Annotated in this window: 15 protein-coding genes; 3 read left to right on the top strand and 12 right to left on the bottom strand. The window is 71.8% G+C overall.

Annotated elements, in window-relative coordinates; all coding sequences use genetic code 11:
- Nucleotides 1–89: 89 nt before the first annotated feature.
- The 4 genes from hpt to dacB form a co-directional block, all read right to left on the bottom strand.
- Nucleotides 90–629: a hypoxanthine phosphoribosyltransferase gene (gene hpt, locus AS857_RS25745; protein WP_058047052.1), complete on the bottom strand. Its 540-nt coding sequence runs from the start codon at nt 627–629 to the stop codon at nt 90–92.
- A gap of 99 nt (nt 630–728) precedes the next feature.
- A complete protein-coding gene (gene tilS / locus AS857_RS25740) occupies nt 729–1,745 on the bottom strand; it encodes a tRNA lysidine(34) synthetase TilS (RefSeq protein WP_058045611.1) in 1,017 nt (338 codons plus the stop codon).
- Nucleotides 1,746–1,935: 190 nt separating this feature from the next.
- Nucleotides 1,936–3,081 carry a zinc-dependent metalloprotease gene (locus AS857_RS25735; RefSeq protein ID WP_058045610.1) on the bottom strand — a complete coding sequence of 382 codons (1,146 nt, stop codon included), beginning with the start codon at nt 3,079–3,081 and terminating at the stop codon, nt 1,936–1,938.
- A gap of 200 nt (nt 3,082–3,281) precedes the next feature.
- A complete protein-coding gene (gene dacB, locus AS857_RS25730; RefSeq protein ID WP_058045609.1) occupies nt 3,282–4,739 on the bottom strand; it encodes a D-alanyl-D-alanine carboxypeptidase/D-alanyl-D-alanine endopeptidase in 1,458 nt (485 codons plus the stop codon).
- A gap of 86 nt (nt 4,740–4,825) precedes the next feature.
- Here dacB and AS857_RS25725 point away from each other — a divergent pair, with 86 nt between their 5' ends.
- Nucleotides 4,826–5,323 carry an inorganic diphosphatase gene (locus AS857_RS25725; RefSeq protein WP_030367366.1) on the top strand — a complete coding sequence of 166 codons (498 nt, stop codon included), beginning with the start codon at nt 4,826–4,828 and terminating at the stop codon, nt 5,321–5,323.
- A gap of 112 nt (nt 5,324–5,435) precedes the next feature.
- On the opposite strand, the gene AS857_RS25720 is transcribed toward AS857_RS25725, so the two are convergent.
- Together AS857_RS25720 and AS857_RS25715 are read right to left on the bottom strand one after the other, a co-directional pair.
- Nucleotides 5,436–7,127 (bottom strand): threonine/serine exporter family protein, encoded by a 1,692-nt coding sequence (locus AS857_RS25720; protein WP_058045608.1) that lies wholly within the window; start codon nt 7,125–7,127, stop codon nt 5,436–5,438.
- Nucleotides 7,128–7,263: 136 nt separating this feature from the next.
- Nucleotides 7,264–7,986, bottom strand: coding sequence for a DedA family protein (locus AS857_RS25715; RefSeq protein WP_058045607.1), 723 nt, complete (start codon nt 7,984–7,986; stop codon nt 7,264–7,266).
- Nucleotides 7,987–8,222: 236 nt separating this feature from the next.
- Between AS857_RS25715 and AS857_RS25710 the strand changes: the two genes are divergently transcribed.
- Nucleotides 8,223–8,588, top strand: a complete 366-nt coding sequence (locus AS857_RS25710; RefSeq protein WP_058045606.1) for a YbjQ family protein — start codon at nt 8,223–8,225, stop codon at nt 8,586–8,588.
- 54 nt (nt 8,589–8,642) lie between these two features.
- On the opposite strand, the gene AS857_RS25705 is transcribed toward AS857_RS25710, so the two are convergent.
- The 5 genes from AS857_RS25705 to AS857_RS25685 form a co-directional block, all read right to left on the bottom strand.
- Nucleotides 8,643–9,401, bottom strand: coding sequence for a MerR family transcriptional regulator (locus AS857_RS25705; RefSeq protein WP_058045605.1), 759 nt, complete (start codon nt 9,399–9,401; stop codon nt 8,643–8,645).
- A gap of 202 nt (nt 9,402–9,603) precedes the next feature.
- Nucleotides 9,604–10,170: a PadR family transcriptional regulator gene (locus AS857_RS25700; RefSeq protein ID WP_058045604.1), complete on the bottom strand. Its 567-nt coding sequence runs from the start codon at nt 10,168–10,170 to the stop codon at nt 9,604–9,606.
- Nucleotides 10,171–10,285: 115 nt separating this feature from the next.
- Nucleotides 10,286–10,834 (bottom strand): DinB family protein, encoded by a 549-nt coding sequence (locus AS857_RS25695; RefSeq protein WP_058045603.1) that lies wholly within the window; start codon nt 10,832–10,834, stop codon nt 10,286–10,288.
- A gap of 166 nt (nt 10,835–11,000) precedes the next feature.
- Nucleotides 11,001–12,458, bottom strand: a complete 1,458-nt coding sequence (locus AS857_RS25690) for an aldehyde dehydrogenase family protein (RefSeq protein WP_058045602.1) — start codon at nt 12,456–12,458, stop codon at nt 11,001–11,003.
- Between the two features lie 86 nt (nt 12,459–12,544).
- The gene (locus tag AS857_RS25685) at nt 12,545–13,408 is read right to left on the bottom strand and encodes a helix-turn-helix domain-containing protein (protein ID WP_058045601.1); all 864 of its coding nucleotides are present in this window, start codon (nt 13,406–13,408) and stop codon (nt 12,545–12,547) included.
- A 324-nt stretch (nt 13,409–13,732) separates the two neighbouring features.
- Here AS857_RS25685 and AS857_RS25680 point away from each other — a divergent pair, with 324 nt between their 5' ends.
- Nucleotides 13,733–14,233 carry an ATP-binding protein gene (locus AS857_RS25680; RefSeq protein ID WP_079110622.1) on the top strand — a complete coding sequence of 167 codons (501 nt, stop codon included), beginning with the start codon at nt 13,733–13,735 and terminating at the stop codon, nt 14,231–14,233.
- 82 nt (nt 14,234–14,315) lie between these two features.
- On the opposite strand, the gene AS857_RS25675 is transcribed toward AS857_RS25680, so the two are convergent.
- Entirely contained in the window at nt 14,316–14,555 is a 240-nt protein-coding gene (locus AS857_RS25675) for a DUF397 domain-containing protein (RefSeq protein WP_058045599.1), read from the bottom strand.
- Nucleotides 14,556–14,667 lie beyond the last annotated feature (112 nt).

Genomic DNA, 14,667 nt, shown 5'->3' with positions numbered 1-14,667 from the left:
CAACCAACCCGCCTTACCCTGCTCCAACGGCGGGAACCCTCATTCGGTTCCCGCGCGCCGGTGGGTGCCCGCCGACCAGGCCCGGGGGCTCAGCCGCCGTAGACGTGCGGCGCGAGCGTGCCCACGAAGGGCAGGTTGCGGTACTTCTCGGCGAAGTCGAGACCATAGCCGACGACGAACTCGTTGGGGATGTCGAAACCGACCCACTTGACGTCGATCGCAACCTTCGCCGCCTCCGGCTTGCGCAGGAGGGTGACGACGTTGAGCGAGGCGGGCTCGCGGGAGCCCAGGTTCGACAGCAGCCACGACAGGGTCAGGCCCGAGTCGATGATGTCCTCGACGATCAGGACGTCCTTGCCCTTGATGTCGGTGTCGAGGTCCTTGAGGATGCGGACCACGCCGGAGGACTGGGTGCCCGCGCCGTACGAGGACACGGCCATCCAGTCCATCGTCACGGGGTTGGAGAGCGCACGCGCCAGGTCCGCCATCACCATGACGGCGCCCTTGAGGACACCGACGATCAGGAGGTCCTTGCCCGCGTACTCCGCGTCGATCTTCGCAGCCAGCTCCGCCAGCTTCGCGTCGATCTCTTCCTTGGTGATGAGCACCGACTTGAGGTCGGTGCCCATGTCCTTGTCGTCCACCCGCGCCACTCTCGCTTGTCTACGGATCGTCCGGCATTTCCGCGGCGAGCTGAGGCCCGTTCGTGACGTTCGTGCCCGTTCGAATCAGCCCTGCCGGAGGACCAGTCTGCCACCCTGCCTGCGGACCGCGACCCGCCCGGGCAGATTGATGGCTCCCTGGCCGCGCCATCCGGTGATCAGCCGGTCGACTTCCTCGATGTGCCGGGCGAAGAGCGATCCGGCCGGGGAACCCGCCGAGATGACCGCCCGGCGCAGCACCCGGCGGCGGACCGCGGGGGGCAGGGCGTAGAGCTTGGCGGTCTCCAGGGCGCCGCTGTCGTCCCGGACGGAGGGCTCGACGGTGGCGGCCCAGTCGTCCAGGGCGTCGGCGTCGTCCCGGGAGAGCTGGGCAGTGCGGGCGAGGGCCTCGATCACGCCCTTGCCGAGGGCCTTCTCCAGGACGGGGAGGGCTTCGTGGCGGACCCGGGAGCGGGTGTAGGCCGGGTCGGCGTTGTGCGGGTCGTCCCAGACGGGCAGGGACTGGACCATGCAGGCCTTGCGCGCGGTCTGCCGGTCGAGGCCGAGGAAGGGACGGCGGTAGCGGCCGCCGACGCCCGAGGTGACGGCCATGCCGGCGAGGGAGCGGGTGCCGGAGCCGCGGGCGAGGCCGAGCAGCACCGTCTCGGCCTGGTCGTCGCGGGTGTGGCCGAGGAGGACGGCCACGGCGCCGTGCCGCTCGGCGGCGGCGTCGAGGGCGGCGTAGCGCGCGTCACGGGCGGCGGCTTCGGGGCCGCCGTCCCTGCCGACCGTGACGGTCAGGGCCTCGACGGGGTCGAGGTCGAAGGCGGCGAGGCGGCTCGCCACCTCGGCGGCGCGCAGGTCGGAGCCGTGCTGGAGGCCGTGGTCGACGGTGACTCCGCCGGCCCGGATGCCGAGCCGGGGGGCCTCGAAGGCCAGGGCGGAGGCGAGGGCCATGGAGTCCGCGCCGCCGGAGCAGGCGACGAGGACGAGCGGCTCACGGCCGCCGGGGGGGACGGATTCGGGTGTGGTGGGGGTGAGGACGTCGTGAAGTACGCGGCGGACCGCCAGGCGTATCGCGGCGACCGCGGGATGTGGACCCATGTCCGTGTGTCCAATCGTTCCATATGGAGATCGTTCGGAGCTGCGCGAGCTTCGAGGCCTTCAGTCACGCTGTGTGCGTCGATGGTGACAGAAGCGAGCCATTACCCGAGCATCGCACGCCCACCCCTGACCCACGGTCCCTCGGACGGGTGATTACGGAGGCGTTCTACCCGGAGGAGGAGCTTCCGGTTCACGGCTCGTTCTTGCGGTGCACCCTTGCGACCCAGTCCGCCGGTTTGGCGATCTCCGCCTTGGTGGGCAGGGTGTTCGGGGAGGTCCACACCCTGTTGAAGCCGTCCATGCCGACCTCGTCGACGACGGCCCGCACGAAGCGCTCACCATCACGGTACTGGCGCAGCTTCGCGTCCAGGCCCAGCAGCCGGCGCAGCGCAGCGTCCAGCCGGCCCGCGCCCTTGGCCCGCCGCTGCTGGAACTTCTCCCGGATCTCCGCCACCGACGGCACGACCTGCGGCCCGACGCCGTCCATCACGTAGTCCGCATGGCCCTCCAGCAACGACATCACCGCCGTCAGCCGGGCCAGGATCTCCCGCTGCGCGGGCGTCTGCACCAGGTCCACGATGCTGCGCCCGCCCTCGTCCGCGCCCTCCTCCTCCGGAGGACGGCCGCCCGCCAGCGACTGTGCGGCCTCCCGGATCCGCTCCAGCAGCGTCGCGGGGTCGACCTCGGTCTCCCCCAGGAACGACTGGATCTCGCCCTCGATGTGGTCGCGCAGCCAGGGCACGGCCGTGAACTGCGTCCGGTGCGTCTCCTCGTGCAGGCACACCCACAGGCGGAAGTCGTGCGGGTCCACGTCCAGCTCGCGCTCGACGTGGACGATGTTCGGCGCCACCAGCAGCAGGCGGCCACCGCCCGTCGCCGAGCCCGGCAGGGCCCTGCTCACCGGGGCGAACGTCTCGTACTGGCCCAGCACCCGCGACGCCAGGAACGACAGCAGCATCCCCAGCTCCACGCCGGTCACCTTGCCGCCGACCGCACCGAACACCGCGCCGCCGGGCACGTTCGCCCGGCGGTCCTGCATCTTCTCCAGCAGCGGGCCCAGGATCGCGCGGAACCCGGCCACGTTCGCCTTGATCCAGCCCGCCCTGTCCACCACGAGGACCGGGGTGTCGTTCCCGGCGCCGTCCTCCCCCGGGGCGGGCGCCATCCGGGTGAACGCCCGGACGTGCTCCTCCGACGTCGCCGCGTGCCGCCGCAGCTCCGCGACGACCGCCCGCGCCTCCTCCCGGCTCACCTCCGGCCCGGGCCGTACGAACCGGGTCGCGGTCGCCACCGCGAGCTTCCAGTCGACCATCTCCGCACCACCGATGCTCGTCATGGCTTCACCGTACGTGGGCCGCTCCGCGAGCGGGACCCATCGCCCGGGGCGGCTGCCCATTCCGCCGGACCCTCGCCGCGGGGGTGCACCGCCGTTGCGGCGGGAGGCCGGGCGGCATCACGCCCCGGAAGGGGCGCGGGGAACTGCGCGGCCGGCCACCTCCGACCCGCAGCCGACCGACCACGCCTGCAGCGAAGCGCTCAGCGGCACCCGCAGCCCGCGACCGCCGTCGCCAGCCGGTCCAGTGCCCCCTGGGCGCCCTCGCCGGACGCCGCGCCCGTCGTCATGAAGGCGAACGACAGCAACCGGCCGTCCGCGTCCACGACCGTGCCGGACAGCGTGTTCACGCCCGTGAGCGTGCCGGTCTTGGCCCGGACGACGCCGCGCCCCGCCGCGTCCGCCCCGTACCGCCCGCTCAGCGTCCCGCTGAAGCCCGCCACGGGCAGCCCCGTCAGGACCGGCCGCAGCTCCGGGCGGGCCGGGTCGGCCGCCCGGGAGAGGAGGGAGGCCAGGAAGGCCGCCGAGACGTGGTCCGCGCGGTCGAGCCCGCTGCCGTCGGCGATGCGCGCCCCGGACAGCGGCAGGCCGAGCTTCTCCAGGCGGCCGGTCACCGCCCTGGCCGCGCCCTCGAAGTCGGCGGGCTGCCCGGACGCCAGCGCCGTCTGCCGGGCCAGCGCCTCGGCGATGTCGTTGTCGCTGTTGGTGAGGGTGCGCTCGACGAGCGCGGACAGCGGCGGCGAGGAGACCGAGGCGAGACGTTCCGCCTTGTCGCCCGCGCGCCCCGCGGACGGGTCGCCGTCCACGTCGACGCCCGCCTCGCGCAGCATCCCGGCGAACTTCCGCCCCGCGTCGCCGGCCGGGTCCGCGGTGCGCTCGGCGGGGCCGTGGTCGGAGTCGTCCAGCCGGCCCTCGTCGATCATCAGAGCGCTGACGGGCGCGATGTTCTCGTTGGGCCCTATGGGGTGGGTGGCGGGACCGGAGTAGCGGGAGGCGTCGTAGGCGACCTTCACCCGGTCCTTGCCGCGCGCCTTGAGGCCGCGCGCGGTGGCGTCCGCCAGCTCCTTCAGGCTCGCGGCGGGCTGCGCCCCCTCCTTGGCCTGGCGGGCCGTGAGCGTGGGGTCTCCCCCGCCGACGAGCACCACGGTGTCGCCGTCGGCCACGGCGGTGGTCTCGATGCGGTGCGCGGGCCCCAGCGCGGCCAGCGCCGCCGCGGCCGTGGCGGTCTTGATCGTGGAGGCCGGGGTGTACGGCGTGTCCTGGTCGGCCCCGAACAGCTGCTGCCCGGTGGCGACGTCGACGACGGCCGCCGAGGTCTGCGCGCCCAGCGCGGAGTCCTTCAGCAGGCCGTCGAGGGCACCGCCGAGCCCGTCCCGGGTCGGCTGCGGGGCCGTCGCCCGGCCGCCGAGGGCCGCGAGCACGGCCGGCGCGTCCGGGCGTACGGGCTCCGCGCGGCGGCCGCCGCCGGCCTCCGTGTCCGCGGCCGCCCGCGCGCGCTCGGCCTTGCGCTGGCCGCCCTCCCAGGGGCCGGCCGCGCTCACCGCCGTGCCCGCCACGACGAGCCCCGCCACGGCGGACACCGCGGCGAACCGTGCGGTCCGCGCCCGGGGCGTGCCCCGCCACGGCCGCAGCCGCAGCCGCCACGACCTGGTCTCCGACATCCCGGACCAGCCCCTTTCGCCAGCACACACCCACGTGAGAGACACTTAACCACCAGACGTATGTGTTGATCATGGAGGAGCCACCCGTGGAGTTCGACGTCACCATCGAGATCCCGAAGGGTTCGCGGAACAAGTACGAGGTGGACCACGAGACCGGTCGCATCCGCCTGGACCGCCGCCTCTTCACCTCGACCAGCTACCCGGCGGACTACGGCTTCGTCGAGAACACCCTCGGTGAGGACGGCGACCCGCTGGACGCCCTCGTCATCCTCGACGAGCCGACCTTCCCGGGCTGCCTCATCAAGTGCCGCGCCATCGGCATGTTCCGCATGACGGACGAGGCCGGCGGCGACGACAAGCTGCTGTGCGTCCCGGCGAACGACCCGCGCATGGAGCACCTGCGCGACATCCACCACGTGTCGGAGTTCGACCGCCTGGAGATCCAGCACTTCTTCGAGGTCTACAAGGACCTCGAGCCGGGCAAGTCGGTCGAGGGTGCGGACTGGGTCGGCCGCGCCGAGGCCGAGGCCGAGATCGAGGCCTCGTACAAGCGCCTCGAGGCGGCGGGCGGCGCCCACCACTGAGCCTGCGGCTCGCTTCGCGCGGGGCCGGGGTTGCCGTACGAGTCGTACGGCAACCCCGGCCCCGCGCCGTTTCTGCGCCCGAAGCGTGCGGGTGCTCCCCGCGCAAGGCTTGCTAGAAGCCTCGCGTGCGCTTTGCCGCGCGGCGGCCCGCCGCCTCGCCCGGGACCTTCAGGAACATCCGGGCCATCTCCGAGCCCAGGTTCACGCCGATGGCGATCGCCAGGGCCAGGGCGGCCGCCTTGGTGAGGCTGGCGATGCCGGTGTTCAGCTCGTTCTTGGCGAAGTTCAGCAGCGCGAAGTAGACGGCGCTACCGGGCAGCAGCGGCCCGATCGCCGCCGTCACGTACGGCAGCGCGGACGCGTACCGGTAGCGCGAGAGCAGCTGGCCGAAGAGGCCGACGAGCCCGGCGGCGATGGCCGTGGCGGGCACGGGGTCCAGCCCGGCGGTGTCGGCGAGCGCGCCGTAGACCACCCAGGCGACCCCGCCGTTGAGCGTGGCGACCCACACAGAGTGACGTTCCTGCTGGAGCAGCACCGCGAAGGCGAAGGACAGCAGCATCGCGGCGACGATCTGGATCAGCGGCCGCTCCACGCGCTCCAGCGCGGCCTCCGGGTTGAGCGTGGCACCGCCGATGTGCACGCCCCCGTAGAGGACCATCAGCACGCCGCAGACGATGCCGGCGATCAGGTAGCCGACTTCGAGGAGCCGGGCCGCGGCGGTGATGTAGTAGCCGGTCAGGCCGTCCTGGACGCCCGCCACGAGCGCCCGCCCGGGGATCAGGGCGAACAGCCCACCGGTGATCACCGCGGACGCCTGGACGTCCACGTAGTCGTGGAGGGCGCTCAGCGTGACGCCCATCGCCGCGGGCGGCAGCCCGGCCGCCACGAACTGGTAGAACTCCGGCAGCCCGCGCCCGGACGCGAGCCATGCCAGCCGGTCGCCCAGCATCGCGCCGACCGCGGCGGCGAGGAAGACGACGAGCCCGCCGCCCACGAGCATGCTCGCCGCGCCGGCGAGCAGCCCGGAGGCGGCGGTCAGGCCCCAGCCGGGGTACGGGTGGCGGTTGCGGCGGATCTCGGCGAGGCCGCGGTAGGCCTCCTCCAGCGTCAGCCCCTGCGACGTGATGGCGTGGACGAGCCGGAAGACGGCGTCCAGGCGCGTGTAGTCGGTGCCGCGCCGCCGCACCGTGCGGTTGGCGGTGACGGGGTCGTCGACGAGGGACGGCTGGTAGCTGACGGTCAGCAGCGTGAAGGTGACCGTCGGCTCGCAGCGGTGGAGCCCGTAGGCGTGCGCGACGCCGAACATCGCCGCTTCCACGTCCTCGGCGCCCTCGCCGCCCGCGAGCAGCAGCTCGCCGATGCGGAGGGTCAGGTCGAGGACGCGCGGGACGGGCGGGCCGGGCTCGTCCTGCTTCGCGGCCCGCTCGGGGGCGGGCCGCTCGCCGACGGGCATGCGCAGCATGGTGCGCATGCGGTCCTGCCAGGGCGTGTCCTTGGTCAGGCTGACCTTGGGCGAGCCGTAGGGCGGCGTGTAGCCGGGCAGGAGCGTGCTCTGGGTGGTGCTGGAGTCGGGGGCGACGGTGCCCGCGGGGAGGGCGAAGGCCGAGCCTTCGGGTTCGCTGGGCGGCTCGGGGGCGATGCCCTCCGGAATGGCGAACTCCGAGGTCGGGTGCTCTTCCTCGGGCGGTGGCGGCAGCGGGACGCCGAGCGGCGGGGTGAAGGCGCTGCGCGCCTCGTCGGACTGGGGTTTGCGGTCCTCGGGAGCCTCTCCGGCCCCGCTGCCACCCCGCTGCCGCTCAGCCACCTCGCGCTCCTCGTACGCCCCGCGCCGCCGGTGGAACCCCGGCGGCGCACTAGCCCTAGGGTCACCATGCCTGATCAGGGGGGCGTGTGCCCAGTGGGGCGAGGACTATGCGGAAGGAAGATCCCGCGGGCGGGCCTCAGCGGCGCGCGTGGCGGCCGCGCTGCTGCTGGGCCGGCGGGCGGGGGCCGCCCACCGCGCCCGGGTGGGCGCCGCCCTGAGCCGCGGCCTTCTTGCTCTTGGAGCGGGCCCGCAGGAACTCGATGATGATCGGGACCACCGAGATCAGCACGATGGCGATCAGCATCATCTCGATGTTCTTGTGGACGAACTCGATCTTGCCCAGCGCCGCACCGAGCACCGTGACGCCGACGCCCCACAGGATGCCGCCGACGATGTTGAAGATGAGGAACGAGCGGTAGTTCATCCGGCTCACGCCGGCGATGATCGGCGTGAAGGTGCGGATCACGGGCACGAAACGGGCCAGGACCAGCGATTTCGGGCCGTACTTCTCGAAGAACTCGTGCGCCTTCTCCACGTTCTCCTGCTTGAAGAGCTTGGAGTCGGGGCGCTTGAAGAGCGAGGGGCCGACCTTGCGGCCGAAGAGGTAGCCCGCCTGGTCGCCCAGGATCGCCGCGACCGCCACGAGCGTGCAGACCACCCACAGGGGCTTGCTGATCTGCCCCGTGGTCACCAGCAGGCCCGTGGTGAACAGCAGGGAGTCACCGGGGAGGAAGAAGCCGATCAGGAGGCCGGACTCCGCGAAGACGATGGCCAGGACACCGATCAGACCGAATTGTTCGATCAGATAGTTCGCATCCAGCCACTGGGGGCCGAGCGCGAGAGTGGTCGTGGGGGTCACGGGTGACAGGCTCCTGGGTCGAGGGCGCAGGCTCGTGCGAGGCCCGGGCACAGGCTGGGCGGGGTGATGTGCGGCCCCAAGTTACCAACGCCACCGGGAGCCTCCGCGTTCCAGTGTGCGGCAGCGGCCCGGCAGCGGCAGCCCCTTGTGGCGTACACCCGGTCGGAGCAACCGCCGGACCCCCGCATGCGTCCTGGTCAGGCACCGGCAAAACTGCACACACGGAGGTGGATGCGATGGGCATCGAGGAGTACGGCGGCGGGCAGACCCAGTCCGACGTCCTGGTCGTGACGACGAACGACGTCCCCGGCTACAAGGTCGACCGCGTCATCGGCGAGGTCTTCGGCCTCACCGTGCGCTCCCGCCACATCGGCAGCCAGATCGGCGCGGGCCTGAAGTCCCTGGTCGGCGGCGAGCTCAAGGGCCTGACGAAGACCCTGGTGGAGACCCGCAACCAGGCCATGGAGCGGCTGATCGAGCAGGCGCGCGCCCGGGGCGCGAACGCGGTGCTGATGTTCCGCTTCGACGTGACGGAGGCGGCGGACGTGGGCACGGAGGTGTGTGCGTACGGCACGGCGGTGGTGATCTCGCCCCGTCCGTGACGGGACGGCAGGCGGGGGCGGCCCGGGCGTCGAAGCCGGGCCGCCCCCTGTCGTTCACGCGTTGCGCACCGCATTGGCCAGGATGGCGTCCCGGAGGTAGCCGGCCATGCCGGGCCGGATGGCCTCATAGGTGGCGGTGAACCGCTCGTCTGTGACGTACATCTCGGCGAGACAGGTGTGAATCTCGTACGTGCAGTCGTAGTAGAAGCGCACGATCTGCTGCCGGTGCTCCTCGGCGAGGTCCATGGCCTCCGGGGAGTCCGCGGCCGCACCGGTGCCCATGAGGGCGGCGATGCGCTCGTTGAGCCCGTTCGCCTCGGCCTGGATCCGCAGCCAGTCCTCCTTCGTGTACGAGGCGGTCCGGCGCTGCGACTCGCGGTAGGCGTCCGTATCGCCCCACCGCTGCTCGACCTCCTCCGCGTGCTCGTCGGGGTCGAAGTCCCCGAACACCTCGAACTTCTCCTCCGGCGTGAGCCTGATCCCCATCTTCTTCGCCTCCATGGCGTGCTCCACGGCGGTGGCCATGCGCTGGAGCTGCTCGATCCGCTCGACGAGCAGACCGTGCTGGCGGCGCAGGTGCTCGACCGGATCCGCACCCGGCTCGTCCAGCAGCACCGCCACCTCGTCCAGCGGAAAGCCGAGCTCCCGGTAGAACAGGATCTGCTGCAGCCGGTCGAGGTCGGCGTCGTCGTAGCGCCGGTGCCCGGCGTGACTGCGCCCGCCGGGCACGAGCAGCCCGATCTCGTCGTAGTGGTGCAGCGTCCGCACGGTCACCCCGGCGAAGGCGGCGACCTGTCCCACGGAGTAGCTCATCCCCGCTCCTTTCCCCTTACGGGCCCCACAGTGCGTCCTGCCGCTACGTGAGGTGCAAGCACAGTTGCCGTCCGGTTGGCACGGAGGAACGACGGCCCCTCACCCTCGCCAGGGCCGCGAGGGTGACGAGTGGTTCGGGGTTGGGCGCAGGCAACGCCCTTTCCCCGCCGGGATCATCGTGATTCCCGTTCCCCCGCCGGGATCACTGCCCGCCCTCCCCCGCCATCTCGTACGCCCCGGCCTCCAGGCGCTCGATCAGTCCGCGGGTCCACTCGCCGCCGGTCTCCGCCGTGTGCACCCACAGGCCCATGATCTCGGCGATGTGGCCCCAGTCCTCGCCCTCGGCCGGGGTCCAGTTCCGGCGGATCTCCTCGCGCCACTCCTCCAGGGCCGCCACCCGCTGCTTCAGCAGGGCGACGGCCTCGGCGCGCGGCAGGTCGACGAGGAAGCCCACGCCGGCGGTGAGGACGTCGATCTTCTCGTCGTGGGCGGACAGCGCGTGCCGCAGCAGCCGGAAGTACTCCTCCTGGCCGGCGGGCGTCAGCTCGTACTCCGTGCGGGGCGGGCCGCCGGCCTCGCTCGGCGCCGTGTCGTGGGCGACCATCAGCCCTTGCTTCGCCATCGCCTTGAGCGCGTGGTAGATCGACCCCGGCTTGGCGTTGGACCACTGGTGCGCGCCCCAGAACTCCAGGTCGTTGCGGACCTGGTAGCCGTGGGCCCGGCCGTGCTGCCGGACCGCGCCCAGAACCAGCAACCGGATCGCCGACATCGCGCCCTCAGCCTCCTCGCTCCACCGCCGACCGGATCCCCGGGCAGTGCCCGGGCCACGCCCGGACAGCGCCCGGACGATGCCCAGACTAGGTGGAACGAAGGGCCGGGCGGCGTCAGGCCTCGTCGTCCCCGGAGGCGAGCGCCACCAGCTCGAAGGCGGTCTTCCCGTCGAGCGACTCGCGGATGACGTCCGCGTGCCCGGCGTGCCGCCCGATCTCCTCGACCAGGTGGAGCAGCAGCCAGCGCATCGACACCCGTGAGTCCGCCGGGAACCACGGCGCCTCGGGCAGCGGGAAGGTGTCCTCCAGGCTGGGCACGGAGCGGATGAACTTCTCCGTCTCCGCCGCCACCTGCTCCCAGCGGGCGAGCACCCCGGCGACCGTCTCGCCCTCCAGGAGCCGGAAGCCGTCGGCCCACGCCGACTCGTCGTGCCCGGCCTCCTCCGCCCGGCCCTGCGCCAGCAGCAGCCAGTTCTGCTCGGCCTGCGTCACGTGCTTGAGCAGCCCGCCCAGGGACAGCTCGCTCGCGCTCGGCTTCAGCGCCGCCTGCTCGTCGGTCAGCCCGAGCACCGCCCGCCGCAGGCCGCCCCGCTGGGCCTCCACGAACGCCAGCAGCGTGGCGCGCTCGTCGGAGGGGTTCTTCTCGATGACGTGGGTAACCATGGGGTCCGCCTCTTCTTTCGCTCCGCTGTGCCGTCGAAGCAAACGTAGGACCCCATGCGGTCAGGTTCTGTCCTCAACGCGCACACGCGCCGGAGTGCCCTCGAAACCCTCGGGAACCCTCGGAACCCTCGGAACCCTCGGAACCCTCCCAACGGGATCCACACCCTCAGAACGGGAAACGGCTCTTCCCGTGCTGGATCGAGATCCACTTCGTCGTCGTGAACACGTCGACCATCGCGTCGCCGTTCAGCCGCCCCACGCCCGACGCCTTCTCGCCCCCGAAGGGCACGATCGGCTCGTCGTGCACGGTCCCGTCGTTCACGTGGACCATCCCGGCGTCGATGCGCTTCGCCACGCGCACGCCGCGCTCGGTGTCCCCCGTGTGGACCGCGCCGCTCAGCCCGTACGGCGTGGCGTTGGCCAGCCGGACGGCCTCCTCCTCGCCGTCGAAGGGGATGATCAGCGCGACCGGCCCGAAGATCTCCTGGCCGAGGATCGCGGCGTCGGCCTTCAGCCCGGTCAGTACGGACGGCTCCACGAGCGTGCCCTCCGTCCGGCCGCGCACCAGCGCGGTCGCCCCGTCGGCGACGGCCTGCTCGACCAGGGAGCCGATGGCCTCGGCCTGCCCGGCGTGGATGAGCGGCCCGATGTGGGTGGCCGGGTCGCCCGGGTCGCCGACCTTGAGGCTCTTGACCTTGGCGACGAACTTCTCGGTGAACTCCTGCTCCACCGAGCGGTCGACGAGCACCCGGTTGGCGGCCATGCAGACCTGCCCCTGGTGGATGAAACGGCTGAATACCGCCGCCTCGACGGCGTAGTCGAGGTCCGCGTCGTCGAGGACGATCAGCGCGCTGTTGCCGCCGAGCTCCAGGACGGTCTTCTTGAAGTGGGACGCGGCGACCGTGGCCACGTGCCGGCCGACCTTGTCGGAGCCCGTGAAGGAGATGACCTTCGGCACGGGGTGCTCGATGAGCGCGTCGCCGATCTCCGCGATGTCGGTGACGACGACGTTGAGCACGCCCGCCGGCAGCCCGGCCTCCTCCAGGACCTTGGCCACCAGGCCGCCGCCGCATATGGGCGTGTTCTGGTGCGGTTTGAGGACGACGGTGTTGCCGAGGGCGAGCGCCGGCGCGACGGACTTCAGCGACAGCAGGAACGGGAAGTTGAACGGGCTGATCACCCCGACGACGCCGACCGGCACCCTGTAGAGGCGGTTCTCCTTGGTGTCGTCCGGGGAGGGCAGGATCCGCCCCTCGGCCCGCAGCGCGAGGTGGACGGCCTCCCGCAGGAACTCCCGCGCCAGGTGCAGCTCGAAGGCCGCCTTCAGGGCCGTGCCGCCGCACTCCGCGGTGATCGCGGCGGACAGCTCGGCCTCCCGGTCGTCGATGACGCGCAGCGCCCGCTCGAAGACCAGCCGGCGGGTGTACGGATTGGTGGCGCCCCACGCGGGCTGGGCGCGCTCGGCGGCGCGGTAGGCCTGGTCGATCTCGTCCACGCCGGCGACGGTGATGGAGGCGAGCTTCTCCCCGTTGTACGGGTTGAAGTCGACGATGTCCCAGGAGCCGGTGCCGGACCGCCACTCGCCGTCGATGTACTGGAAGGCCAATTCTTCGAAGTAGGACATGTGCCATCCCTGCCTGGAGATACGGGGGCGCTCGGGGGCGCCCGAACCGGAACGCGCTCCTGATGGGACGTCATCGTACTGATGTGTCACATGAGTTGAAGCAGCCGCCTCAGCAGGTCCCGGGTGGCCGACGGCGAGAGGCTGTCCTCGTGCAGCCGCTCCATCACCCTTCCGTACTGGGCCACTTCGTCGGGCTTGTCGAGGTAGAGCGCGCTCGTGAGCTGCTCCAGGTAGACCACGTCCGACAGGTCCGACTCGGGGAAGCGGAGCATGGTGAAGGCGCCGCTCTCGCCCGCGTGCCCGCCGTGCGCGAAGGGCATCACCTGCAAGGTCACGTTGGCCTGCTCGGAGATGTCCATGAGGTGCTGCAGCTGGCCGCGCATGACGGCCTCGCCGCCGTAAGGGCGGTGCAGCGCGGCCTCGTCCAGGACGGCGTGGAAGTGCGGGGCGCGCTCGGAGAAGAGCAGCTTCTGGCGCTCCATGCGCAGCGAGACGCGGCGCTCGACCTCCGCCCCGTCGGCCGCGGGCTGGCCGCGGACCACGACGGCCTGGGCGTACCCCTCCGTCTGCAGCAGCCCGTGCACGAACTGCACCTCGTAGATCCCGATGTGCGAGGCGGCCCCCTCCAGCCCGACGTAGGTCTGGAACCAGCCCGGCAGCACGTCGCCGTAGCTGTGCCACCACCCCGCCACGTTGGCTTCGCGGGCCAGGCCGAGCAGCGCCTCGCGCTCCAGCTCGTCCGTGACGCCGTAGAGGGTCAGCAGGTCTTCCACATCGCGTGCCTTGAAGCTCACCCGGCCCAGCTCCATACGGCTGATCTTCGACTCGGACGCACGGATCGAGTAGCCGGCCGCCTCACGGGTTATCCCACGTGACTCACGCAGTCGCCTGAGCTGGGAGCCCAGGAGTATGCGGCGCACCACTGAACCGCTCGACTCGCTCGTGGCCATCGTTGCGACTCCTCCTCTTCCGGTTCCGTTTCCGGCCTTGCCGCGCTCGCCCTCTCCGGGGGCGACCCCCGCAGCCCCCGGCGGTGAAGTCTGCCATCTCCGGGCTCGGTTGAGTGTGCATTGAGTGTGCATCCGGCTACCCGGAGGGGAGTAGGCCGGAGGTCGTACGGAAGAGGGCGTAGGAAGAATTGCGGCCGAACGCGAACGTGCGCCCCCAAACCCCCCACGTGCACGTGCATCTGCCCTTGCATCCGCCATCCGCATTGGGAACGATGGGGAGCGCACACGTGCGTGTCACGTCCACGATTGCCAGGAGTGCCTCGGATGGGTACCGAAGGATCGACTGTGCTCTCTCCTCTGTGGCGAGGGCTGCCACCGATCGCCCCATCGGCCGTCCCCAACTCGGCGTCCTGCGCGCTCCCACCCCGCTTCGAAGCGGTCCGGACCGCCCGTACGTTCACCAGAACGACCCTCCAGGGGTGGGGCCTGGCCGGGCTTTTCGACGACGTGGCACTCGTGGTCTCGGAGCTGGTCACCAACTCCTTGCGCTACGCCCTGCCCGCCGAGCCGATATCCGGCGGCGAATTCGATCCGCCGGTGCGGCTGCACCTGATGCGGTGGACGTCGCGGCTCGTGTGCGCCGTGCGCGACCCCAGCGAGGAGAGCCCGACGGCCGGCGAGGCGGACGCCTCGGCGGAGTGCGGGCGGGGGCTCTTCCTCGTCGAGTCCTTCAGCGACACCTGGGGCTGGCACCCGCTCGCGGGGGCGCTGCACGGCAAGGTCGTGTGGGCCCTTTTCCGGCTGCCGCACGAACAGCACGCTTAGCGGTACGAGCGGGCGCGCTCAGCGGTACGAGCAGCTCACTCAGCAGTCCGAGCGCCGCACTCGGCAGTAACCGACCAGCGGATCAGTCGGTCACCAGATAGTCGAATTCCCCGTCCTTGACCCCGCGCAGCATGGCGTCGATCTCCGCAGGGGTGTAGACGAGCGCCGGACCGTCCGGATGACGGGAATTGCGCACGGCGACCCCGCCGCCAGGCAGCTTGGCGAACTCCACACACGATCCCTGGGAGTTGGAGTGCCGGCTCTTCCGCCAGACGACGCCGTCGAGGTCCGCGGCAGCCATGCCGTTGTACGCGTGAGGCACAGGACTCTCCCGGAGAATTGCAGGGCACCCCGGCACGCCCGGCGGCGAATGGTGGGGTTGACAACTACTCCGGATCATAGCTGCGTTCACATGCTTCTGCATGAGCGAATGC

Origin of the sequence: Streptomyces roseifaciens, from assembly GCF_001445655.1 — a bacterium.
In the GTDB taxonomy this organism is placed as follows: Bacteria; Actinomycetota; Actinomycetes; order Streptomycetales; family Streptomycetaceae; genus Streptomyces; species Streptomyces aureoversilis.
The sequence above is the reverse complement of the archived record's forward strand: the minus strand, read 5'-3'. Positions and strand labels throughout refer to the sequence as shown.